The 20,357-nt window shown below is 66.7% G+C and carries 22 protein-coding genes; 2 read left to right on the top strand and 20 right to left on the bottom strand.

Annotated elements, in window-relative coordinates; genetic code table 11:
* Positions 1-151 precede the first annotated feature (151 nt).
* From QHF85_RS00105 to QHF85_RS00095, 3 genes are all read right to left on the bottom strand, one after another.
* A complete protein-coding gene (locus QHF85_RS00105) occupies positions 152-526 on the bottom strand; it encodes a hypothetical protein (protein ID WP_281324922.1) in 375 nt (124 codons plus the stop codon).
* Positions 527-960: 434 nt separating this feature from the next.
* Positions 961-3,123, bottom strand: a complete 2,163-nt coding sequence (locus QHF85_RS00100; protein WP_281324921.1) for a kelch repeat-containing protein — start codon at positions 3,121-3,123, stop codon at positions 961-963.
* A 285-nt stretch (positions 3,124-3,408) separates the two neighbouring features.
* On the bottom strand, positions 3,409-3,804 hold the full coding sequence (locus QHF85_RS00095) for a helix-turn-helix transcriptional regulator (protein ID WP_281324920.1): 396 nt from the start codon (positions 3,802-3,804) through the stop codon (positions 3,409-3,411).
* A 200-nt stretch (positions 3,805-4,004) separates the two neighbouring features.
* Between QHF85_RS00095 and QHF85_RS49750 the strand changes: the two genes are divergently transcribed.
* Positions 4,005-4,178: a helix-turn-helix transcriptional regulator gene (locus QHF85_RS49750; RefSeq protein WP_348652709.1), complete on the top strand. Its 174-nt coding sequence runs from the start codon at positions 4,005-4,007 to the stop codon at positions 4,176-4,178.
* A gap of 55 nt (positions 4,179-4,233) precedes the next feature.
* Here QHF85_RS49750 and QHF85_RS00090 read toward each other — a convergent pair whose 3' ends face one another.
* From QHF85_RS00090 to QHF85_RS00080, 3 genes are all read right to left on the bottom strand, one after another.
* Positions 4,234-5,373: a hypothetical protein gene (locus QHF85_RS00090; RefSeq protein ID WP_281324919.1), complete on the bottom strand. Its 1,140-nt coding sequence runs from the start codon at positions 5,371-5,373 to the stop codon at positions 4,234-4,236.
* 416 nt (positions 5,374-5,789) lie between these two features.
* Complete coding sequence (locus QHF85_RS00085) at positions 5,790-6,086, bottom strand: helix-turn-helix transcriptional regulator (RefSeq protein WP_281325528.1); 297 nt, start codon at positions 6,084-6,086, stop codon at positions 5,790-5,792.
* Between the two features lie 146 nt (positions 6,087-6,232).
* A complete protein-coding gene (locus QHF85_RS00080) occupies positions 6,233-7,225 on the bottom strand; it encodes a sigma-70 family RNA polymerase sigma factor (RefSeq protein ID WP_281324918.1) in 993 nt (330 codons plus the stop codon).
* 146 nt (positions 7,226-7,371) lie between these two features.
* On the opposite strand from QHF85_RS00080, the gene QHF85_RS00075 reads away from it, so the two are divergent.
* Positions 7,372-8,391 (top strand): hypothetical protein, encoded by a 1,020-nt coding sequence (locus tag QHF85_RS00075; protein ID WP_281324917.1) that lies wholly within the window; start codon positions 7,372-7,374, stop codon positions 8,389-8,391.
* Here QHF85_RS00075 and QHF85_RS00070 read toward each other — a convergent pair.
* From QHF85_RS00070 to QHF85_RS00005, 14 genes are all read right to left on the bottom strand, one after another.
* Positions 8,388-9,683 carry a hypothetical protein gene (locus QHF85_RS00070; RefSeq protein WP_281324916.1) on the bottom strand — a complete coding sequence of 432 codons (1,296 nt, stop codon included), beginning with the start codon at positions 9,681-9,683 and terminating at the stop codon, positions 8,388-8,390. The genes QHF85_RS00075 and QHF85_RS00070 overlap by 4 nt on opposite strands.
* A gap of 161 nt (positions 9,684-9,844) precedes the next feature.
* A complete protein-coding gene (locus QHF85_RS00065) occupies positions 9,845-10,162 on the bottom strand; it encodes a hypothetical protein (protein WP_281324915.1) in 318 nt (105 codons plus the stop codon).
* An 82-nt stretch (positions 10,163-10,244) separates the two neighbouring features.
* Positions 10,245-10,943 carry a hypothetical protein gene (locus QHF85_RS00060; protein WP_281324914.1) on the bottom strand — a complete coding sequence of 233 codons (699 nt, stop codon included), beginning with the start codon at positions 10,941-10,943 and terminating at the stop codon, positions 10,245-10,247.
* Positions 10,944-10,995: 52 nt separating this feature from the next.
* On the bottom strand, positions 10,996-11,670 hold the full coding sequence (locus QHF85_RS00055) for a hypothetical protein (protein ID WP_348652700.1): 675 nt from the start codon (positions 11,668-11,670) through the stop codon (positions 10,996-10,998).
* On the bottom strand, positions 11,667-12,065 hold the full coding sequence (locus QHF85_RS00050) for a hypothetical protein (protein ID WP_281324913.1): 399 nt from the start codon (positions 12,063-12,065) through the stop codon (positions 11,667-11,669). Before QHF85_RS00050 ends, QHF85_RS00055 begins: the two co-directional genes overlap by 4 nt.
* Positions 12,066-12,077: 12 nt before the next feature.
* Positions 12,078-13,277, bottom strand: coding sequence for a hypothetical protein (locus QHF85_RS00045; RefSeq protein ID WP_281324912.1), 1,200 nt, complete (start codon positions 13,275-13,277; stop codon positions 12,078-12,080).
* Between the two features lie 41 nt (positions 13,278-13,318).
* Complete coding sequence (locus QHF85_RS00040; RefSeq protein ID WP_281324911.1) at positions 13,319-13,603, bottom strand: hypothetical protein; 285 nt, start codon at positions 13,601-13,603, stop codon at positions 13,319-13,321.
* Between the two features lie 207 nt (positions 13,604-13,810).
* On the bottom strand, positions 13,811-14,467 hold the full coding sequence (locus QHF85_RS00035) for a hypothetical protein (protein WP_281324910.1): 657 nt from the start codon (positions 14,465-14,467) through the stop codon (positions 13,811-13,813).
* Positions 14,468-14,676: 209 nt separating this feature from the next.
* Positions 14,677-16,527 (bottom strand): hypothetical protein, encoded by a 1,851-nt coding sequence (locus QHF85_RS00030; RefSeq protein WP_281324909.1) that lies wholly within the window; start codon positions 16,525-16,527, stop codon positions 14,677-14,679.
* Positions 16,466-17,089, bottom strand: coding sequence for a hypothetical protein (locus QHF85_RS00025; protein WP_281324908.1), 624 nt, complete (start codon positions 17,087-17,089; stop codon positions 16,466-16,468). The genes QHF85_RS00030 and QHF85_RS00025 overlap by 62 nt, the downstream gene beginning before the upstream one ends.
* Before the next feature lie 66 nt (positions 17,090-17,155).
* Positions 17,156-17,881 (bottom strand): hypothetical protein, encoded by a 726-nt coding sequence (locus QHF85_RS00020; RefSeq protein WP_281324907.1) that lies wholly within the window; start codon positions 17,879-17,881, stop codon positions 17,156-17,158.
* 4 nt (positions 17,882-17,885) lie between these two features.
* Positions 17,886-18,344: a transglutaminase domain-containing protein gene (locus tag QHF85_RS00015; protein WP_281324906.1), complete on the bottom strand. Its 459-nt coding sequence runs from the start codon at positions 18,342-18,344 to the stop codon at positions 17,886-17,888.
* Positions 18,341-19,783 carry a hypothetical protein gene (locus QHF85_RS00010; RefSeq protein ID WP_281324905.1) on the bottom strand — a complete coding sequence of 481 codons (1,443 nt, stop codon included), beginning with the start codon at positions 19,781-19,783 and terminating at the stop codon, positions 18,341-18,343. The genes QHF85_RS00015 and QHF85_RS00010 overlap by 4 nt, the downstream gene beginning before the upstream one ends.
* A complete protein-coding gene (locus QHF85_RS00005) occupies positions 19,780-20,046 on the bottom strand; it encodes a hypothetical protein (protein WP_281324904.1) in 267 nt (88 codons plus the stop codon). Before QHF85_RS00005 ends, QHF85_RS00010 begins: the two co-directional genes overlap by 4 nt.
* Between the last annotated feature and the right edge of the window lie 311 nt (positions 20,047-20,357).

Raw genomic sequence — 20,357 nt, 5'->3', positions numbered from 1 at the left:
AGGCGCGAACATCCTTGCGTAGGACCACGCGAACGCGACGCTGGCGTCTTCGGCGGCATCGTCCCCGTCCTCTGGACGCTCGTCGCCACCCCAGGAAGGAGTGAAGGCGTGCCGCCCTCCGTCGCGGTGGGGCGGCGTGTTTGCTCGTGTGCTACACGGCGCCCCCGTCGACGCACCGCCGGAGCATTTCGAGCGCCATACGCACACCCTGCGTGTCGCCTGCCCCGAAGGCACGTATGACCGCATCCGCAAGTGCTCGAACAAGCTCAACCTTGTGGGCGGGAACGGCATGTGGCGGCAGGTCAAACGCTTCCCGTTTGGCTGTAACGGCGGGATGCTCACCCGGGCCCTCATCGCTGGGGCCCTGACGGCTCACCTTGCGTTCATCCTCCCGCTCTGGGTTCACGATGCTCGGTTGGCGTCCGGCCCTCCTCTCGCTGCCCGGGGTCGGAGCGGTGGAACCAGCCTTCGCGCCGACCTGCAGATAGGTGGTCGCCTGCTCGCAGGCCGGGTTGATGACGCTCACGCACGCCGTCGTCTCCTCAGCTCGCCCGCTGGGCAGGGGGGGCCCTTGACACCGTCCCGTTTCCCCCTCACCGCTTGGCACAAGGCCACGGCTGATGACCGGCGGCACAAGAACGTGAGCTAAGTCTGCAGAACTACTGGCACCCCCGGCAGGAATCGGACCTGCGACCTTCGGTTTAGGAAACGGCTTAGGTAGCTTCTAGCAGCACCCTCGAACCACACGGAGATCAGCAGCAAAACAGCGGTGATCCCGGCCGTTTTGCGAGATCGAGGGGGCGAGGTGAAGTTGACCTCGACGAGACGTTCCGAGACCCTCCAGTGCATACGTTGGGGCAACAGTGGGGCAACGGGAACGCGTTGTCGCGATCGGCCGTATTGATTGCGGGGAGTGCCAGCAGAGGTCGGTCAACCGACGTGTTCGTCTTGCGCCACAGCCTACGCCCTTGGCCGTCGCCGCAGAAGGAGCAACGCAGCGATCACCAGCCACCCCGTGGGGCCAGTAGGCGAGCTGCTCGTGCCGCAGCCGCCGCCGGTACCGCCGCTGTCCGCTCCGTCAGCACCGCCGCTGCCCTCACTGCCGCCGCCAGCGCCGCCGTTCCCCAGGCACACGCCCGACTGGCACGTCCCCAGGCTGCAAGGCGTCCCGTCGGGCTTGGCTGCGCTCCCGCAGCCGGTTTGCGGGTCGCACGCGCTCGCCTCGTGGCATTCGTCGGGCGCCACGCAGGCCAGGGGATTCCCGGTGCACAGGCCGCTCTGGCAAGCGTCCGCCTGCGTACAGACATTGCCGTCGTCGCACGGGATGTCATCCGGCGCCGGTCCATCCTCCGGGCATGCGCCCATGTCGCCGGAGCAGACCTCGGGCGCGTCGCAGGTGCCCGTGGCCGCGCGGCATTCGGTCCCGGCCGCGAACAGGGTGCATTGGCCGATGGAGCCGGGGACGTTGCAGGCCTGGCAATCGTCCGCCGCCCCGTCGCCGCACGCCGTATCACAGCAATGGCCGTCGACGCAGAACCCCGTCGGACAATGGTCCGCCGATGAACACGCGGAGGGCGCGGGGCCCGTGTAAAGGATGGCCCCCAGGGCCAGGACGTTGCTCGGCCCCAAACCACCCGCCACGAGCACACGACCGTCTTGCAAGAGCGTGGCCGTTTGCCGGTATCGCCCGCTGTTCATGGATACCGTGCCCATGAAATCACCGAGGTGGAGGCTGTAGAGCTCTGCGGTCGCCAGAGGCCCGCCCACCGTCCCCGCGCCGCCCACGAGGAGGACGTACCCCGTCGGCAGGAGCGTCGCCGTGTGTTGCGCCCGCGCGGCGAGCATGGGTGGGAGGGTCGACCATTTGCTGGTGGTCTGGTCGAAGACCTCGGCGGTCTTGAGCACGACGGTCCCGGTGCCATAACCGCCGGAGATCAGCACCTTGCCGCCCGGCAGCGCGACGGCCGCGAACGACTCCCGGGCCGTCTCGAGGGGCGGCAAGCTGGACCAGGTATTCGGGGACGGATCGTAAATCTCGGTCTCCGCCAGGTGGGTCGCGGAGTTGCCGACGCCACCGGTGACGAGCACCTCTCCGCTCGGCAGGAGCACCGCGGCGTGGCTCGCGCGGGCAAGCGCGAGCGGCGCCATGGGTTGCCACGTGTTCGTGGCCGGATCGAAGACCTCCGTGCTCGCCACGCGGGAGGGCGTACCGGTGCCCACCCCGGCGGTGATGAACACCCGGCCGTCCTTCAGCTTCGTGGACTGATGCCTCGTCCGCGCCGTGCTCATGGGCGGCAGCGTCGTCCACGTCGCCGTGGCGGGATCGTAGGCCTCGACGGTCGCAGAAGAGGCGCCGCCGAGACCCCCGCCCGTGACGAGGACACGCCCATCGTCGAGCAGGGTCGCCGTGTGGAAGGCGCGCGCGTTGACCATCGAGGCCGTGTAGGACCATTGGTTCGTGGCCGGGTCATAAAGCTCGGCCGATTTGCCGGTCGTGATCACGCTCGAGCCTCCCACGACCAGGACCCTGCCGTCCTGGAGCAGCGTTGCCGTGTGTAAATCGCGCCCGGCCTGGAGCGAGCCGGCCGGCGACCACAACGGGTCGATGAGCAGCGCAGAAGCGGGGGGCTCGTCCACCATCAGATCGATGAAATGGCCCCGCGCCACGAGCCGCACGGCGACCTCGCCTCCGCCTTCGGCGTACGCCACGGGGGCGGTCACCTGGATGCGCGCGTGGCCCTCGCCGTCGACGATCTGCACGGCATTGACGGCCTGCCGGACCTCGGCGCCATCGATTTCCCAGGTCGCCACGGCTTCACCCGCGCGCGTCGCTCCGGGCTCGACGTGGAGCCACTCCTCGAGGCCGCCGGCCGCGAGCGTCCAGAAGGATGTGCCCCCGGCGCGACGATAGGCAATGGCGCGGTCCGCCGGCGCGGCCTCGCCCTCGCGTCCGAGCTCGCGGACGTGGAAGGAAAAGCCGCCGGGCAAGGACATACGAATGGGCCGATCGGATGCCCGCGGCAGCTCGACGCCGAGCGCGCCCCAGTGGGCTCTTCCGGGAGCCGGCAGGCCCCGGACGAATGCTTCGCCTTGGGCAGCAAAGAGCTGCTCGGTTTCGAGCACGGGACGGGAGCGCTCGGGGAAACGAAGGCGGAGGCGTGTGGCTTCATGAGAGGCGGTCGGCAGGGAATGCGCGAGGCTTTCGAGCAAGCCCTCGTCCGGGTTGCTTTCGCTGCTGCAACCGAGCCCTCCAAAGGGCGCGCTCGCAAGCGTTGCAGCGAACACCACGGGGGCGATGTGTTGGAAGGATGGGCGGAAATGCATGCCTACGGAGATCCTGGTCGATGGTTGGCAGCCTACGTACGTCACCACGCTACAGGAAATTACGACCCGGAGGAAGACGAGCTCTCATGATGCTGGAATGGTCTTGGGCGGCCCCTCCGCTCCCTCGGGGGCACCTTCCGCCGCCGCCCCCACGCCAGGCTGGGCAGGCCCACCCGCGAGCGCGTTGACGTCCGTCCCCAGCACACGCGCCACCTGCCCCGCGAAGTGGACGGTCACGTGGAGCTTGCCGTCGAGGACCGCGGCCACGTACCCCCGCGGATACCCGAGCGCTTCCGCCACGGCATGCTGGGTTTTCCCCTGCGCGTACGCGACGAGCGCGCTCCGCACGCGCTCCTGCATATCGTTCGAGAGGACAGCGGGAACGCTGGCCGGGTCTCGATCGTGCGTGTCCTCGACGGACGGATCGGACGGATCTGTGCCTTCTTGCCCTGCGATGGCAGGACGATCGATGATGGGCATGGGTTGCGACTCCGCTCGTAACGGGGTTGCGGCCAAGTCGCCCCGGGGGATTTCCAGATCCCTCGGGGCGGCGCCTTTTGCAGACTGATGTCTGTAGACGCCCAGTCTCTAATCGCAGACCGTCGGCCGTCAAGGTGGCTGGCAACGGGCTAGAGCAGATCTTCGGGCAAGTGGTCCGCGAAGTCCGGATCGAGGTGGGGATTTCCCAGGAAGAACTGGCAGATCGGGCGAATCTGCATCGCACCTACATAAGCCTGCTCGAGCGAGGGAAGCGCAATCCGTCGCTGAATGTCGTCCAGGCCCTCGCGAGGGCGCTCGGGACTACGATGACGCGCCTGGTTTCCGAGGTCGAAGCGAGGCTGCCACGGAAGTAGGACAAACCCCCGATGCCTGGGGGAGCCGCGCGTGGGGCCCCGCCCGGTTCCTCCCTCAGCCGCAGATCGTGCTGCACGTCGACGTCGACGTCCCGTTGTGCGCGCACAGCGCGTAGCACGCGTCCTTGGGGGTCTGCGACGTCCCGCAGGCATTACACGTCCCCGCCGAAGTGCCGCAGATGGTCTCGCAGGTCGACGTCGACGTGTTGTTGGCGATGCACAATTTATAACAGCCGACGACGGCGCAGTCGGAGCTCGTGCCGCAGATCGTCTCGCAGGTGGAGGTCGAGGTGCCATTGGCGGCGCAGTTCTCGTAACAACCTAGCTCGGCGCACTCGGTGCCGAGGCCGCAGATGGTCTCGCAGGTGGACGACGACGTGCCGTTGGCGGCGCAGAGCTGGTAACAGGCGTACTGGCCGAGGCCGGTGGTGGTACCGCAGATGGTCTCGCAGGTGGACGTGCTCGTGCCGTCGGCGGCGCAGTTCTTGTAACAGCCGCGCTCACCGCAGGCGGTGGTGGTGCCGCAGATGGTCTCGCACGTGGATGCCGACGTGCTGTCGGCGATGCAGACATCGTAACAGGCGCCCTGTGCCGACGGGGTGTCGGTGCCGCAAATGGTCTCGCAGGTGGAGGCGGAGGTGCCCTTCTGCACGCACAGGGCATAGCAGCCGACGCCGTTGCCGATCGGGCACTGCGAGGCGCAGGCCGACGGGCCGGTGTCGTTGGCAAGGCAGGTCTGCCAGCATCCGTCGATGGGCGGATCGCACTCGGGATCGACGGGACCGCCGCCCGTGCCGCCGCCACCCGCGCCGCCGCCGCCCGCGCCGCCGCCGCCTGTGCCCCCACCGCAGAAGGTGGGAGTCTCTACGGCCTGGCAGGCGTTGCCCGCCGCCGCGCACGCGCCGTCGATGCACGCGGCGGCGAGGAACTGCTCGCCGCTCGTGGCGCAGTTGCAGCACACGGGCGCGCAGTCGGCGAAGGTGGAGCAGCTCTCGCCGCCGGGCTTGGTGCCGTGGAGCTCGGCGGGCGACGACGGGCACGCGCCGTTCGCCTGCTCGCCCTTCGACGAGACGTTGCCCGTGTCCGTGCCGCCGTCGCCTCCGCCTCCCGTCGTGCCTGGGGAGCTCGAGCTGGCTGCGCAGGCCGCGATGAGGAAGGTGAGGATGGATGCGTACAGGATCGGGCGATTCACCATGGCCGGGATGGTCAGCACGATGGCGGCGGTGCGCCCAGCGGGCGAGCACGATTCCGACGGGGGGCGCGCGGGGAGGACGCGTCCGTATCGCTCGCTCTACGCACGCCCCATAGCGCGCATCCGCGAGCATATCACCGAATCGACGCCAGCGTTCACACCACGCTCGATTTCTTCGAGCCAGCCCCCGCGCCCTGCCGGTCGTCGGGTTTTTCTCGTCGCGCAGCGTTCCAGAAAGCGTTTTGTATAGAGCTCGACGACCTTGAGCGCCATAGTTGGATGGTACTCGTCCTCGTCGTGCGAGTTCTCGTCGAGTGAGCACCAGCCCGGTGAACCAACGTCGGCCCCGCTTCGGGCGACCACGCATGTAACTTCGCCCATCCGTCGCATACATGCGCTGCCACCCGCCGCTCCCTACATCATCCGGCGCATTTTCGGACATGGCTCCTCGGTCCGCTCTCTTGACCGCTCCTCACCAGATCCCCCAAGCCGCTAGGAATCACGTCCTCGACCCGGAGCCCGAGGCCCACGGCGATCTTCATGCAGGTTTCGATCGTGACGTTGACGCGCCCGTTCTCGATGCTCGATAAGGAGCCCTTGCCCACGCCGCTTTTATCGGCGAGGTCGGATAGTGACATCCCTCGATCCAGGCGCAAATCACGGATGCGCGCGCCGAGGGCTATGAGAAGCGGATGGGTCGTTGGTCGACGTGGCATGGGCGGTCCTCCGAGCTGGTGCTCGTCGACCTTGGGCGACCACGGTGCAGCAAGCCAGCACCTGTGCGCGAGCAGGGAGCGGCCATACCGAAGCCGTCCAAGGCCGGCGAGTCGTGTTTCGCGAAACTCAAAATCGATGTGAAGCGCTACTTCGTCGTTTCGGCGTCTCGGAGCGCGTTCGCGATCAGCCATGGCGCGGGCGAGCGCTCCTCGTATCGACGCCCCGGCGGAGTCTTCGGGCCGCCGATCAACGTACGCCGAGGACCCGCGGCCTTCGGCACTTCCGCCGGGGTAGGGGGCTTCGGTCTCGACCTCACGAGGCCTGCATGCTGCGGAAGCTCGTCCGGGATTCGGCCTTCCACGCTATGCGCGCGCGCAACGAATGCGCCCCCTTCGCCTGCCCACGACCTGAGGTGCGGCGTGCCCGTGAAGATCGCGGCTGCCGTTCCGAAGCCTGCGAGGAAACGGGCAGGGGTGCGGTGTAGAGACCCGACAAACCGTGCCCAGAACGAGCCCACCTGCGCCCGCGCCTCGCGGGCGACCAGGCCAAAAAGAGCCAGTGGGATGGCAGTGATCCGGCGCCGCCGCCGGCGGCCCGACCGCGCCGCAGGCTCATCCACCGCAATGCGGGCTCGATGGATCACGGTATCCACCCGCTCCCGCATCGTGGCCCACGCGACGCCGCGCTCCGCGGCGAGCTCCCTGATCGTCGTCCCCTCGTAAAAATGCTCGTGGAGCAGGGAGCCATCGTCAAGGCTCAGACGCTCGAATACCCTCGACGCGTCGACCTTCGCCTCGTAGTTCTCGATATGCGCGCCACGGGCATCGATTGCACGCGCGATTTCCTCGGTGGGCGTCGCGACTTCCCGCGAGCGGGATGCTTCCTTGCGGTTCGTCAGGGCCGCATATTTCGCGACCGTGTTCAACCATGCGCCGAACGCTTCTTCGTCTTTTGGATCGGGGCGCTCTGCTTTAGGCTTGCGACATGCGAGCAGGAATGCATGATGGACGATATCCATCACATGCGTCGAATCGACTCCGACCGAACGAACCACCGCGGCCATAGCATCCCGATACCGGAGCGTGGCCTCCCTGGAGATACCGAGTTCGTTCGAGCAGTCGTCGATGACGCGTGTCATGCCCCAGACCTCTCGGTCGAAGCTCGGCACCGGGGGCCGCCTCTGCTCGTGCTCACAGGTCCCATGAAGACAAAGGGCACAAGTCGCCATCCATCACGGGCAAAATCGACCGACCCCTCCACATTTCTCGTCGAGGGGGCCACGGCGTGATGTCGCACACCGATCTCGGGCGCTTCTGGAGTGCGGTTGGCGCGGCGGCCCTGGGCGTAGCCTGGTCGTCGGCGGCCCTCGCGGCGGACGAGCTGCCGCACCATCGCGTCGAGCTCACGACAGAGCGGACGCTCCCCGGTTGCTCGGATGCTTTCGAGTTCAAGGCCCTCCTGACAAACTGGGTGCCCGTGAGCACGATCGATCCGACGGCGGCGCGCGCGCTTGTCGTGCGGATTCGGCGACTCCCCGATGGCGGCAAGTCGGTCGATATGACGATCTCGGACGAGAACGGCGTCGCCGTATCCACCGATCACCGCGACTACTCGCCCCAGACCGACTGCTTCAAGGTGCTTTATTGGACAGCCTTCGACGCGGCGACGCGTATTCGAGCGGCGGCGCCGAAGGAGGAGGAGCAGGCCCCGACGCCTCCTCCGGCAGAGCCTCCGCCCTCTCCCAAACCGGCACCATGCCCGAAGTGCCCGGCGTGCCCACCGTCCTCGAAGCTGCCCACGGCAGCCCCAGCTCCGAAGAAGCGAGGTTTCGTGGCGCTCGGAGGTTTCGTATCTTCTGGTCTCATGCCGGATTGGGCACCCGGACTCCGGGTTGCGGGGGGCGTGCAGCTCCCGCAGCTCTCGCTCGAGCTCGACGCGCGGTGGATGCCGCTTTGGAATACGCTCCCTGCGGGCTCAACCGAGGTCGAGGCGCACACGTTTACAGTGACGGGTGCGGGATGCCTGAAGCGCGCGCCGTTCGTTGGTTGCTTGCTCCTCATGGGCGGGGCCGTTGGAGCGGCGGCGCTGAACAGGTGGTATGTCGGCCACGGCGTGCAAGGCTTTTTTGGTGTTGGGGCGCGCAGCGCAGTCGAGCTCCCATTCGCGGAACACTTCGCGGTGCGCCTGGACGTCGAGGTCGCGATTCCGCTCTTCGGTACGGGTCTCGATACGATCGAACCCTCTCTGTGGGAAACGCTGCGTCCCTTCACGACCGGCGGTGGGTCGCTCATGTACGCATTCTAAGTAACGGGCGCGGAGCAGCAGACCGTGACGGGATCAAGCAGCACGAGCTCCCCTTCCGTGTTCGCCCCGCTCGGCGTGCACGCGCCCTTCGTGTATTCGAGGACCACAGTAGACTTGCTGGAAATTTGCGTGCCCGGCATGAGGTCCTTGCAGGGAGCGGTCATGCCGGTCGAGACGTCGGCGGCCTCCTTCTCAATCGTACAGGCCGCGTCGCTGAAGATCCGAAACTTCACGTTGCAGAACCCGCCGCTCGGCTCGCTGCACTCGCACTCCGCGCAGGTACGTTTGTCCTCCACGTACCCGTAGAGGAGCACCTTCTCGCCCCAGCCCTCCGGACAGGCGTGGTCCCCCTCGCGGTACAGGCAAGAGGAGAAGCTGGGGGGCGTCGGGACACACACCGTCCCCTTGGCCTCGGTGCACTTCGGCAGGGCGCTCTCGCTCGTGCAGACGCGACCAAGCGTGACCTCAGGTCCGCCGTTCCAGGCCTTTGGAATCTTGGGCTCCGGATCGCCGACGAGGTGTGCTTTGCATGGCTGCTCCTCGATCACCGGGGGCGAGATCGTGATCGAGCGGACGCAGGGAACGCCGCCGCAGAGCTTGTCACCGAGGATCGACTTATCGCCGTTGCAGGTCCCGTCCCAGTTTGTCGGCGGATCGAAGTTTGTCTTGACACCGCCACCCGGATCTGCGCAGGCCGCCGAGCTGACGGTCCATGTCTCGGGGAGCTTGCACGTCCCCTCGGGCGCATCGCACTCGCACGTGCCGCACGAGAGCGGCGGCGGCGCGGTCCATCCCTCGAACGCGAGGATCGGCGCGCCCTCCGGGCACGACGGAGCCTCGATGTCCCATCCCTGCCAGAAGCTCGTCGGCCCCTTCCACCCCGCAGGTCCAGGGGACACGCACGATCCGCCCGTGCAGAGCGAGGACATCGAGCCGTCGCTGCCCGTGTCCGTGCCGCCATCGAGCGAGTGACAGTAGTCCGGGACCTGAACGTGTATCTCGCCGCCAGGGCACCACTCGGGGCTGGGGCACTCGCAGCACTCGTAGGGGATGTTCTCGGGGCAATCGGGACGGCAGTAGTCGGGAACGGTTACATCCTTCGGAAATCCGTTCGGGCACGCCTCGGGGGAGGGGCAGATGCAACACTCCCGCGGGATGAGGAGGTTTCCGTCATCGTCGATGGGGCAGTCGGCACCAACCGTGATGCTACCGATGATGCAGGCCGGGACGGTGAGCGCGGCAAGGCCCGCGCTGGCTGCGAGCACGAGCGCTGCACGTGCGAGACGAACCATGGCGCGAGGGTACGGCATCCGAGCGTGGCGCGGCAAGGTCCGCAGCGCGGATGCTGTGTCGTCGACGATGCGCGGGCAAACCCCGTGAGGGGAAGGGACAAACCTCAAGGGCAAGCGCCAGCGGGCACGCTTTCTCCAGCGCTGGACCAGGAACGGGTCGATTAACGGAGCTTGAACAGCGCCATCGAGATCTCGCCGTCCTTGATTGTCACGTTCCTCGTGCGCGACCCGCACTTGACCACGTGTACGCCTGTGGGAAGCGGCAGCCGGAGCGTCTCGGTTGTAGTGATGGGCTCGTCATCGACGGAAAACCTGCATCGACCGCCTATCGCCACCGCAACGAGGATCCCCACCTCCTCGGGAGTGGTCGCGCTGGACGGTGGCAGCGGCGGCTGGGTCGCAGCAAGGCTTGAGCGGACGCTCACGCCCGTCGTCAGCATGCCGAACATCAACAGAAGCGCAGTGGGCCAGCGGCTCATAACCGGCGAGGTCTACCACTGCGGGGAAACATCGTTCGTCAGGGAACGAGACCATCGTTTGTCAGGGAGTGACGCACGAGCCTTAGCTGCGTTCGGGACGCTGGAATATCAGCTTGGCCGCAATACCCAGCAACCCGAGCCCGAGGGAGCCGTGGCCTGGCGACACGCGCGACGGCGGCTCGACGTTCACCCACGGTCCGACGTGCCTCGCACACATCTCCGGCAGCACGCGCGAGCACTGGGCGGCGTGTGCCCCAGCGTCCGCCTTTGCGCTCGCATAAGAGTAAACCCACAGCGCCCCCTGCCGCGTGACAGCCGGCCATTCCAGAGGCCCGGCACGGTCGAGCGGCAGTCCTGTCGCCATGCGCAGCACGCGCACCGTGGACGCGAATGCGCGGCCCTTCGGCAGCTCCTCGGTGTACGTCTGGAGGGTATGGGTTGCGACGAGCAAGATCCGCCCACGTCGAGCCTCATCCGCGAGCTCGTGCAGCCAGGCAATCTGCCACGCGGCCGGAGGCCACGATGCATGCGTCCCGTCCACGAGCAAGTAGGCGCTTGCCCGAACCCCGGACATCCACAGCGCCCGCACGCGCTGGCACCCTGCCGAATATCCAATCAACGCGACCCGCGACAATTCATGCACCCCGGCCCAATGATGGGCGAACTCCAACAGCTCCTCCATCATCGGCCCCTTTGCCAGGCCATCGGCGACGATGCAGGGCCGCGGGCCGAACGCGGTCCGCAACTTCGGATCGAGGTCCCCACCCACGAGGAAGGCCAAGACCAGCGGCCTCGGATGCCCCTCTCCGGGTTGGACCAATCGAAGCGCCACCCTACCTCCGCATCGCGATGCCGACGATGGCGAGCGCCAGAACACCCCAAAGCGTTCGACCAACGAGCCCCGTGCTTTCCTCGCTTCCCAGAGCGTGGAACTCGACGTCGTCCCCGTAGAAAAAGCGCAGGATTGTCCGGTAACCGTATCCCTGCGCAGCCAGCCAGTTCGCGCAGTGCTGGCCAAGGCAGCCGCGGTTGTCAGGATGCGACCGAAGGGAAAGCCTGGTCGGGATGACGTCGCGTCCTCGTCTGCCGAGGTTGTAGGTTACCCAGCGTTCGGTGTTCGTCGGATCGGACCCGAGCGACCCATCCGGCTTCCAGTAAGCGCCGGCAACATGGTTCGCAAGGATCATCCGCCCCTGGTATCGCAACACGATCCCCTGCGTCACCGAGGCGGCCACCGTGCATTCTTCGCTCGCCCCTCGCGCGAACACCTGAAAACCTTCTCCGCTCGGGATCGGCGTTGTTCGCCCCAGCGTCGGCCGATCCCGCATCGCCCGGAGCACGAACGTCCGCGCCGCGATGGCAAGCGCCGCCTTCGCCTCCGGATGCGCGTGCAAATGCTCTCCCGCGATCACGCGCGGTACGTATTCGTGCTTGAGCGAAAGCCACCCCGCGGTCGTGAAAACCCGCTCCGGCGCTTCGGTGGGTTCCGCTCCGATCACCATGCTCACTCCTGCAATCCGTGCTGCACCACGAAGATCCCGCACTCCGTCACGGGAGACGTCCCTGGATGCAGCCAAACCAACGCGGTCGCCCGGCCCGCATCGCTCTGGAACCGGAACGACCATCGCTCCACCGGTGAGGGGTACTTCGCCATCGCGACGACCTGCCGTTTGTGAATCAGCGGCCCTACGATCACCGTGGGCAAATCAGCCAGCACCACGTTCTTTCCGAGCACTTTCTCGCGAAGCGTGAGCGTGGCGGAGACCCGCCACTGCGGGGGAGGTTCGTTCCCCATCAGCGGCGGCTGCTCCATGATCACGATGCAATGTGTCGACGGGCCGAACTGCGGCTCCGTCTCGACGATGTTCTGCCTCGCTTCGCTGTCGATCTCCGCCACGCTCATGGCATCCCCCTTTCAGACCGCCACGTTCGAGCCCTTGTGCTGCTCGAACGCAATCCCGTTGAGCGAGAGCTGCACGTACAGACCCACCTCGAGCGGCCGAAGCGGCGTGCCGCTCCCGAGATCGATGGGCCTGATCGGGAACACGATGTCCTCCGGGATGTGGATGATCGCCGAGAAGGCCCCGTGCTCGCTTCGCTCGGGATTGTCGGTGAACACGTACCCATCCGGCACCGACAGGACGGCCGCCCCTCCGGAGGTCCGGGAGAGCGTCCGTACCTTCGTATCCGGCACGTTGCGCAAGTGGTCGATCAGCACCTTGCGCGACGTGGCATTCCCACCGGTCCGAGCCTTGTCCCAGTGGAAGTAAACCACGGCGGAGCGCCGCACCGTGCGGTAAAGGAGGTTCTCCCCGCTGAAGTCATGGAAAATTTCCTTCGGCAAGAACGTGCCCGCGTCGTCCCACAACCACGCCTGCCCCGTGAGGACGCCTTTCGCTTCGCCGAGGCCCCCGATCTTGTCGATCTCGGCGCCGTCGTACCGGACCCGGAGCCCGGCCTCCTGCATCGTGATCGATTGGATCAGGAACTCCTGGTCGCTGTAGGTGTTCTTCGAGGGACGCTGGAGATTCGTCCAGTTCGTTGTCACGGTCGCGTTGTTGCCGAGGAACGTCATCGACTCGCCGACCGCCACGTTGAAGAGCGTGTATTCGCCCTTCGCGATGTGTAGCCATGCGAGCTTCTCGCTCCCGTGGCACTTGCACGGAATCTCGACGACGGAGTAGTAATGGCCGTCCTGGCGCATGACGAACTTGGCGTCGCGGGCCGTCCACTTGTTGAAGAGCAGCCGCGCGCCGTCGTTCGGCGGCACGTAGTTCGGGGGGAGCTTCGGGCGCGGCTTCGGCTTCTGCGGTTGCGTTTTCTGCGCCTTCTGCGCTTTCTTCACCCCGGCGCGTTGCCATCGCGCCCCGGTCCGCCGCTGGATCTGACGGGCTTCTTCGAGCGAGACGAACTTCTTCCCGTGCTTGCGCAGGGCAGCGATGTCGCCCGTGTCGCCCTCCTCGGCCTCGAGGTCGATCGCGGCCGTGTCGTTGTCCCCGTCCTCGTCCTCCGGGCCAGCCGCCTCGGGCTCGTCGAGCTCGTCGAACGGCGAGGCGGTCTCCCCGCCTTCGTCGGATTCCTTGAAGATATCGAGGGCCGTCCTGTTGTTGCTCATGCCTTGGTTCCTTCCCTATGAAAATGGTCCTCAGATTGCGTCTACGCGTTCGCAACCGAAACGCGCCGCACGATGTTGGGCAATCGCAGGAACCGACCATCCGGCGCCTGATACCAGAACCCCGTTGTTTGCCCCTGCAATGCAGCGATCGGCGCGGCGGTATCGCTACCCGCCGGAGCAGGCGGCTGCTGCGCCGCCGGTGCGGCCTTTTGCTGTGCCATGTACGCGAGCGCGAACATGGCCCCGCCCACCGCGATCACCGCGTTCGCGTGCGCATTGCGCCGCTTGCGCAGCATGTATCCGATCGCGACCAGCGCGACCGGCATGAGCCACCAGTGGTTCCTCACCTCCTTGCTGTTCCGGATGTCGTCCAGATTCGCGAGGAGAGCGACCACAGCACCAGCCCCCGCCGTGTAGAGGAACCCTGTCCCCACGTCGCGAGCCCAATGCCTGTTATTGCCCCGGCGTCGAAACCGGGCACGCGGGACCGCCACGAGAGAGCGGTCGACGCGGACTCTTTCTTCTGCCATGCCTTAGGATCTCCTTTCGGGCTGTTTGTTGAGAAGGACGAATGCAGCAAATACGATGATTGCTATAGGGAGAAAGGTGGTCGAAGCTCTGACAAATTCGGTCGCGCCATGAAACGGTGACGGGAGCGGTGCCCGTCGAAGGGTCGCGAGCTGCCGCTGGACGTCTTCCAAGGCGCGGAGCATCGACTTCTCCGTTTCGTCAAATGGCAGTTCGCGGCCAGCAACGCGCTCGCGCTCGACGTGCATGGATAGTATTTCCATTGCCCGCGCCTGTGCCGCGAGGAGGCGCTTCGTCACTTCGTCATCGAAGTTCACGGCGTGGATCGCCTGCGCAACGAGACTGCCGAGATATGCCGCAGCGATTGCGACGGCGCCGACGAGCAATACGGTCAAGACATGAACGACGCCGGTCTCGATCGTGCCGGTCGCCGGCTCTCCCTCTTCCGTGACAATGTCGGACCCCGGCCGGAGGTTCCCGGGGGCGAGAAGGAGAAGCGTGCGCGCAATCGCCGAACCAACGGCGTTACGGTCGGGGGTGCTGTAGAGATGCGGCCCCAATTGTCCCAGTGGCGTAGGCCGCCACGAGAGCGGTGCGATCCGTAGGGACATCACAACGAATGCCCGGAATTGACGCGCACGTTGCTTCTTGCCGAGCGTCATCCACGAGCCATGCTTGGCGGTTTCAAGAGCCGCAGCGCCCGCGCTGGCGAGGTTCCGATCCTGGTGCGACCACCGAAACAGTCGCGGGGAGCTGGGGGGCGGCGCCGGGGGTGCTGGGGCGGGCGGCTCCTCGCGTTGCCACCAATTCCACCACCAGAACGGCAAATGCTTCGGCAACTTGGGCATGGCGCGGCCCCCCTATCGAAGCGTCACGAGAAAGCGAGACCCGCAGCAACAACTGCGATCACGGGTAGAAGGCTCCCATTGTTGCTGGAGCCGGTGGGCGACGAAGGAGCGGTATCGGTTTGAGGGTAGTATTCCCAGCTCGGGGAACCTCCCCCGCTCTGGAAACCTCCCCCGCTCTGCTGCTGCCGCAAAACGTTGGCCCGATCCCTCATCGCCTTGGCGGCAAGCGGATAGCCGCTCAGCTCGTAAGCTTCCGCAACTTCCTCCAATTGATAAGGATTATCGCAAGCTTCGAGGAAGAGCAGGATATCTTTCTTGGCAGATTCGCTGAATCTATCGTCGAGCTCCGGATTGCCGTCTGCCTCCCCTGGCGTGGACGATTGGTTCTGCTGAGGCGCGGTCGGGGCAGGGATCTCCTGCTTGCCGAGCAGCGGCACGTCGACGACCACCGTCCCCGGCTTCGAGCCCGGTGTCGCGGGCAGGTCGAAGTTTCCCATAGGCGTCACCAGGAGGACATGGCCAGGCTTTGTGCTCTGCTGGACGCTCACACCAGCCGGCAGCCCCGCGGAAGGCGCGGCAGGAGGAGGCGGGGGCGGAGGAGGCGGGGGCGGTGGAGTCGTGGACTGCTGCTGCGGCGGCGCGGTCGGTGCCGGGATTTCGTGCTTGCCGAGCAGCGGCACGTCGACGACCACCGTCCCCGGCTTCGAGCCCGGCGTCGCGGGCAAGTCGAAACTCCCCATAGGCGTCACCACGAGGACATGGCCGGGCTTCGTGCTCTGCTGGACACTCACGCCAGCCGGCAGCCCTGTGGTTGTGGGAGCAGGAGGCGGGGGTGGCGGCGGCGGCGGCGGCGGCGGTGGACTGGACTTGGATTCTGACGTCGACTGTCCGTCCGCTTTCGTTCCGCCGCTCGACGCATTGTCGAAGGGCGTACCCGATGCGTTGTTTTCCTCGACCAGTGCATTGTACGTCGTCTGGTCGAGCTCTCCGGTTGTCGGGAGCGGCCTCGTCGGCTGCTTCTTGTTCCACCACGTTTGGAACGAGGCGAGCGCCTGCGTCGTCCTCGGCGTGAATCCGCTGACGAGGTCCATCGGATTCCTTCCGAAGTCCGAAGGGTTGCAGTCGCCAGGGTTCCGTAATGCCCAGCTCGCGAGAAGCGCCTGCGTGTGCGGAACGACGGCCGGATCGAGCGTCGTCGTCTTCCCGGGAGCAGGGACGCCCGGCGCGGACGGCTGCGAAGGGGTGCCATTGACCGCGACCGCGAGCGGGTGATCCGGCCATTCGTTCGGGATTCCGATCTCCTCGCCGGGGTAGAGATACGTCCAGTTCCCGTTCTCCGTGGCTTTGTGCGGGTTCGCGGCCCGGAGCTCGGACCACCACTTCGGGCGCGCAGGGAAGGCGCCCATCTTCGAGGCGATCTTCTGCGGCCAGTCATCCTTGATCACGACGTATTTGCGCGCCGTGGTGAGTGTCGCCCCCGTATCGCCCGCGTAATGCAGCCATCCCGGCGGGATATTCCACACGGGATCCGAATCCGGTTTGCCGGGATTCGCTGCGAGGAGCTCCTGGGTGCGCTGAGTCTGCCCCGTGAGCTTCTTGGTGATACCGTGCGGCGTCTCGCCCGCAACCGCGTGATACGTACCCGTGGTCGGATCGACGCCGGAGACGTCGCGCGCGCCGCCGTCACCCGTGAGCGCGCGCAGGAGCCGCGGATCGTGCATGCGGAGCAGCGGGACAGCGCGGACCATCGCCGCGAGTTGCGCGGCGTTCACCGGCAAGGCCGAGACATGCTGCAACGGGCGCGGCCTCGTGTCAGGCGACGCGGTATCGTTGTACGTCGCGTCGGGCTCCTTCAGATGGGGCGAATTCGTCATCGCGCCGAAGTTGAGCCGAGGACGCCGCGGCGCCGGCTCCGGCAGTGTTCTCCGCCTCGGACTCGGCCGCGATGATCTGGGACAAAAGCTGCCCCGCGTCGCGCTTGCGCTTGTACTCCGCCGGGCGATACACGCGGAGGCGCGCCTCTTGTGCATACATCGGATCACCGGTGCGCTTCGTCATCTGCTCGCCGTCGGCGAGGAGCTTCCGCTCGCGTTTCGTAAGCTGGCGCTGCGGCTTGCCGGGCTTTGGCTTCTTCTTGACCTGCGTGCGGACGAGGTTCTCCACCGCCCCACCGGCCATCTTTCCGAGATTCGCGCCGATCGAAGCTCCTGCCCCGCCCGCGAGCGTGCCGAGCCCCGCGCCGGCGATCATCCCGAGGCTTTCTCCGATACCACCGCCCCCGCTGGGCTTGGCGCCCCCTCCTCCCCCCAGGATGGACGAGAGCAACTGCGCTCCGCCACCCATGAGCGTATCAAAGAAATCGCCCGTGTCATCGAACGGCGTCGCGCCTTCCTCTTCGGGCACGCCGCTGGTCTCCTCATCGGTCTCGTAAGACAAAGTGATAGCGTTAGGCATACCGAAATGCCTCCTCTCCCTGCTTCGGTTGTGCTTCGCGCGATGGCTCTACGAGGCCATCGGACGCTCGATCGTGCGCGGGCAAAGGCTCCAGCGGCACTTGGTCACTTCGACGCTCTTTGGCCGAACGATGGCCGTGGCGTCCACGTCGTATTCGTTCCCCATGGGGCCGGCGAACTGGCCGGCCTTGTTGAAATGCGAGACAACGAGCACCGTGGGGCGCACCGTCGCGACGGTTTCGAGGAGCGTGGTCTGCTCGGCGTAGCTGCGTGCCCAGCGTTGGAGCGAGTCCACGACGATCACGGCGGCGTCGGGCGGGACGGCCTGGAGCGCGTCGCGCCAGCCGACCTTGCTCCCGCTGCCGCTGCGCCTGCTCACGAGGCGAATGTGTCGCGACGACGAACCCGTGCGCGGGAAGAGTTCCTGCACGAGGTTTCGGTTCTGCTCCGCGTCGAGCCAGTACCCAAGCCCGTCGAGCTTCGCGGCGATCTGCGCGGCGAGCTCGGCGCAAAGGGTCGACTTCCCGGCACCCGGAGCCCCACCCACGAGCACCTTCAAGCCGAGCACGACGCCCCCGAGCGCGCGTGAGAGGAGCGCGGAGAAATGCGTGGGCCGCAATGGCGTGCTACGCTCCTCGAGCGATTCCACGACGATGCCCGGCGGGACCTCGTGCGGGATGAGCTCCCACACGGTCGCGCCGCATGCGCAGTAACCTCCGCAAAGCTGGGGACGTCGCCGCAGACAGACGGCGCATCGAAGGGGTGGTTTCGACATGGCATCACCAGTAGTTCGTTCTCGCGAGCCAAGCGGGCGGGATACGCCCGATCGTCGAGTTCAGGATGGTCGGGTCCGCGGGTTGCCATCGCCCATTCACGAAGACCTCCGCGAGGATGTGTGGAAAGTCTTGCTCGGGGCGGACGGGCTTCTCGCGGGCCGGGATTCCGCATGCACGGCAGAGCGCCACGAAGACCCGCGTCTTCGCGTCGCAGTCGCCGAAGCCGCGGCAAAGTGTCACCGCCGAGTCTTCGAGCACTTCGCGGCGCGGGTCGCGGACGTAATCGATCGCGTACTGGCAGAACTTCAGGATCGCCGCGCCGCGTTCGTGAACCGGCAATCGCCGGAACACCGCGGCCCAGCGCTGGACCTCCGGGAGCAGGAGGTCGCGCTTGCTGCCCTCGGCCATGTACCGCGCCTTCGCGAGGTTCGAGGGGAAATGGACGATACGCGGGCGGATCATTTGGCACCGCCCTTTTCCGCCATGACGAGCACTTCGCCGAAGGCTTCGGGCGAGAACCCGGTCGAGGCGAGTTCCTTGAGTTTCGCGAAGAGGTCGGGGTTGTTGCCGAGGAGCTGGATGCCCTGCGCCACGGCACCGCCGAGCGGGTCGGCAGGGGCCGACGGGCCCGGAGGAGCGGGAACGAGGCCCGCGGCCGTGAGGTGCGGCGCGAGATTGGCCGATTTGTGCGTTCTCGACTCAGGCCGCGCGCTCGGGGGCGGCGGCGGCGGCGGCGGCGGCGCAGGAGGCGGGAGCGGCGCGCTCACGAAAGGAGGCTCCGGTGGCGGCGGAGGCGGCGGCGGGGGCCTCGGCGGCGGCGCGACATTGTGCAAGCCGTCCGTGCACTGGACGGGCGTCGTGGGCTGCACGCGCACGGGCGCCACCGGGTCGAGCTGCGGGAGCTCGACGGGCGCGGGGGCGGCGGGCTGCGCGGGGGTCGGCAATGGCGCGGGCTGCGGCGCGGCGGCCTGCCGCAAGATCATCCCCATCGGGGTCTGGATCATCTCCCATCCCTCCCAGGAAACCGGCATCCCCGTGGGCCACGGATTCGCCTGCGAAGGCGAAGGCGGAGGCGGGGGCGGCGGGGGCGGAGGAGGCGGCGGGGTCGCGGACTTAACGAGCGTGAGCATCTTGGCGATTTCGCCGAACTCGTCCCCACCGCCGTTCCCGCCCCCGAGGGCCTTCGCGAGCTCGATTCCGCGCTCCATCCCTCGCTCATACCCGGCCCCGACGCTCGGCTTCCCGGCGTCGCTCCCCCGGAGGAGCGGCACGAGCTCGCGCACGAATTCGAGCGAGTTCGATTGCGGCGTCTGCTGGAGGAGCGGGACGATCGCTTGTACGACTTCGAGGGTCTGGTTTCCCTGTGGTGGTGGTGGTGGCTGCTTCGTGTTCTCGAGGATCGAGCGCATCGTTTCGAGAACGACCTTGAGCAGCCCCATGAACTCCAGCCCCATCGCTGGCGCGGCTGCGGGAGCTGGCGCGGGCGCAGGCGCAGGCGGGGCATAGTAGTAAGGCGGCACCGCAGCCGGGTTGATCGGAGGCGCTGCCAGCGCCGGTCGGGGCGCCTGCGGCTCCTGGACGAAGGGCTTCCGTGCCGGGCCTGCGAAGTAGAGCATCTCGGACTTTGCCGTGTACTTGTGCGACTTCCCGCACATCGCATTGAGCTGATACCAGCACTCACCACCGTACATGTCGATGATCTGCTGCCAGCTTCGCAGCTCGGATCCCTTCCACGCCGTCGGGCAGACCTCCCGCGTCTTGTCCGGAAGGATGCGGACGATCTGAATGAGGTCGAATCTTCGCGGATCCGGACCTACCTCGGTTTCCGGCCGAGGAAACAGCGGATGACCGCCGAGATCGGCGGGCTCGTCCGAGGGCGCGATGAGTTCGGCCTGGGTCATGGCTTGGACCTCCTTTTCCCAAGGGGCTTTCGCGCCGGGCCCGAGAAGTAGAGCTTCTCGGACTTGGCCGTATATCGAAAGGTCTTGCCGCATTGCGCGATGAGCTGATACCTGCACTCACCCCCGTACAGGTCGATGATCTGCTGCCAGCTCCGCAGCTCGGCCACAGGCGCTTTGGGTTCGGTCTGGACCGTGCCGTTGCGCGGATCCGGCTCGACGGCAGACGACTGCCCATCGAGCGCAGTGGGCTCTGCGTCGTTCATAATCCCCTTAGGCCTGGAGAATGCCTGACTCTTCCAGTTATTGCAACGACAAAGTTGTGCGAGGGCTCACGCGGTCTAGTTTGTCCGAATGGTTTGAGAACAAACTAAGTGGAGCTTGGCTGCCCCAGATACAGCGCATTTGAAGGAGATCCGGCGTCCTCTCGCCGGAACGGTGAAGACCTTGTGTAGAGCGTCAGTAAAACTGACCCCCTGGCGACACTAAAACTGACCCCCTCCCAGGGCTCGGTGGAGGAGGAGACGGGGATGTTGGACAAACTCTGGGAGAAGACACCTCTGGTAGCGGAGGTGCA

This window comes from Polyangium sp. 6x1 (assembly GCF_029946515.1).
GTDB lineage: Bacteria > Myxococcota_A > Polyangia > Polyangiales > Polyangiaceae > Polyangium.
Note: the sequence above shows the minus strand (reverse complement) of the source record. Positions and strands in the feature narration are given on the sequence as shown.

Excerpts from the sequence above, each read along its gene's own strand:
- QHF85_RS00095 (WP_281324920.1), bottom strand. The coding sequence starts at position 3,804 with ATGCCCATCATCGATCGTCCTGCCATCGCAGGGCAAGAAGGCACAGAT.
- QHF85_RS00090 (WP_281324919.1), bottom strand. The coding sequence starts at position 5,373 with ATGGTGAATCGCCCGATCCTGTACGCATCCATCCTCACCTTCCTCATC.
- QHF85_RS00085 (WP_281325528.1), bottom strand. The coding sequence starts at position 6,086 with ATGCCACGTCGACCAACGACCCATCCGCTTCTCATAGCCCTCGGCGCG.
- QHF85_RS00080 (WP_281324918.1), bottom strand. The coding sequence starts at position 7,225 with ATGACACGCGTCATCGACGACTGCTCGAACGAACTCGGTATCTCCAGG.
- QHF85_RS00070 (WP_281324916.1), bottom strand. The coding sequence starts at position 9,683 with ATGGTTCGTCTCGCACGTGCAGCGCTCGTGCTCGCAGCCAGCGCGGGC.
- QHF85_RS00065 (WP_281324915.1), bottom strand. The coding sequence starts at position 10,162 with ATGAGCCGCTGGCCCACTGCGCTTCTGTTGATGTTCGGCATGCTGACG.
- QHF85_RS00050 (WP_281324913.1), bottom strand. The coding sequence starts at position 12,065 with ATGAGCGTGGCGGAGATCGACAGCGAAGCGAGGCAGAACATCGTCGAG.
- QHF85_RS00045 (WP_281324912.1), bottom strand. The coding sequence starts at position 13,277 with ATGAGCAACAACAGGACGGCCCTCGATATCTTCAAGGAATCCGACGAA.
- QHF85_RS00040 (WP_281324911.1), bottom strand. The coding sequence starts at position 13,603 with ATGCCGGTCGCGCTGGTCGCGATCGGATACATGCTGCGCAAGCGGCGC.
- QHF85_RS00035 (WP_281324910.1), bottom strand. The coding sequence starts at position 14,467 with ATGACGCTCGGCAAGAAGCAACGTGCGCGTCAATTCCGGGCATTCGTT.
- QHF85_RS00030 (WP_281324909.1), bottom strand. The coding sequence starts at position 16,527 with ATGACGAATTCGCCCCATCTGAAGGAGCCCGACGCGACGTACAACGAT.
- QHF85_RS00020 (WP_281324907.1), bottom strand. The coding sequence starts at position 17,881 with ATGTCGAAACCACCCCTTCGATGCGCCGTCTGTCTGCGGCGACGTCCC.
- QHF85_RS00015 (WP_281324906.1), bottom strand. The coding sequence starts at position 18,344 with ATGATCCGCCCGCGTATCGTCCATTTCCCCTCGAACCTCGCGAAGGCG.
- QHF85_RS00010 (WP_281324905.1), bottom strand. The coding sequence starts at position 19,783 with ATGACCCAGGCCGAACTCATCGCGCCCTCGGACGAGCCCGCCGATCTC.
- QHF85_RS00005 (WP_281324904.1), bottom strand. The coding sequence starts at position 20,046 with ATGAACGACGCAGAGCCCACTGCGCTCGATGGGCAGTCGTCTGCCGTC.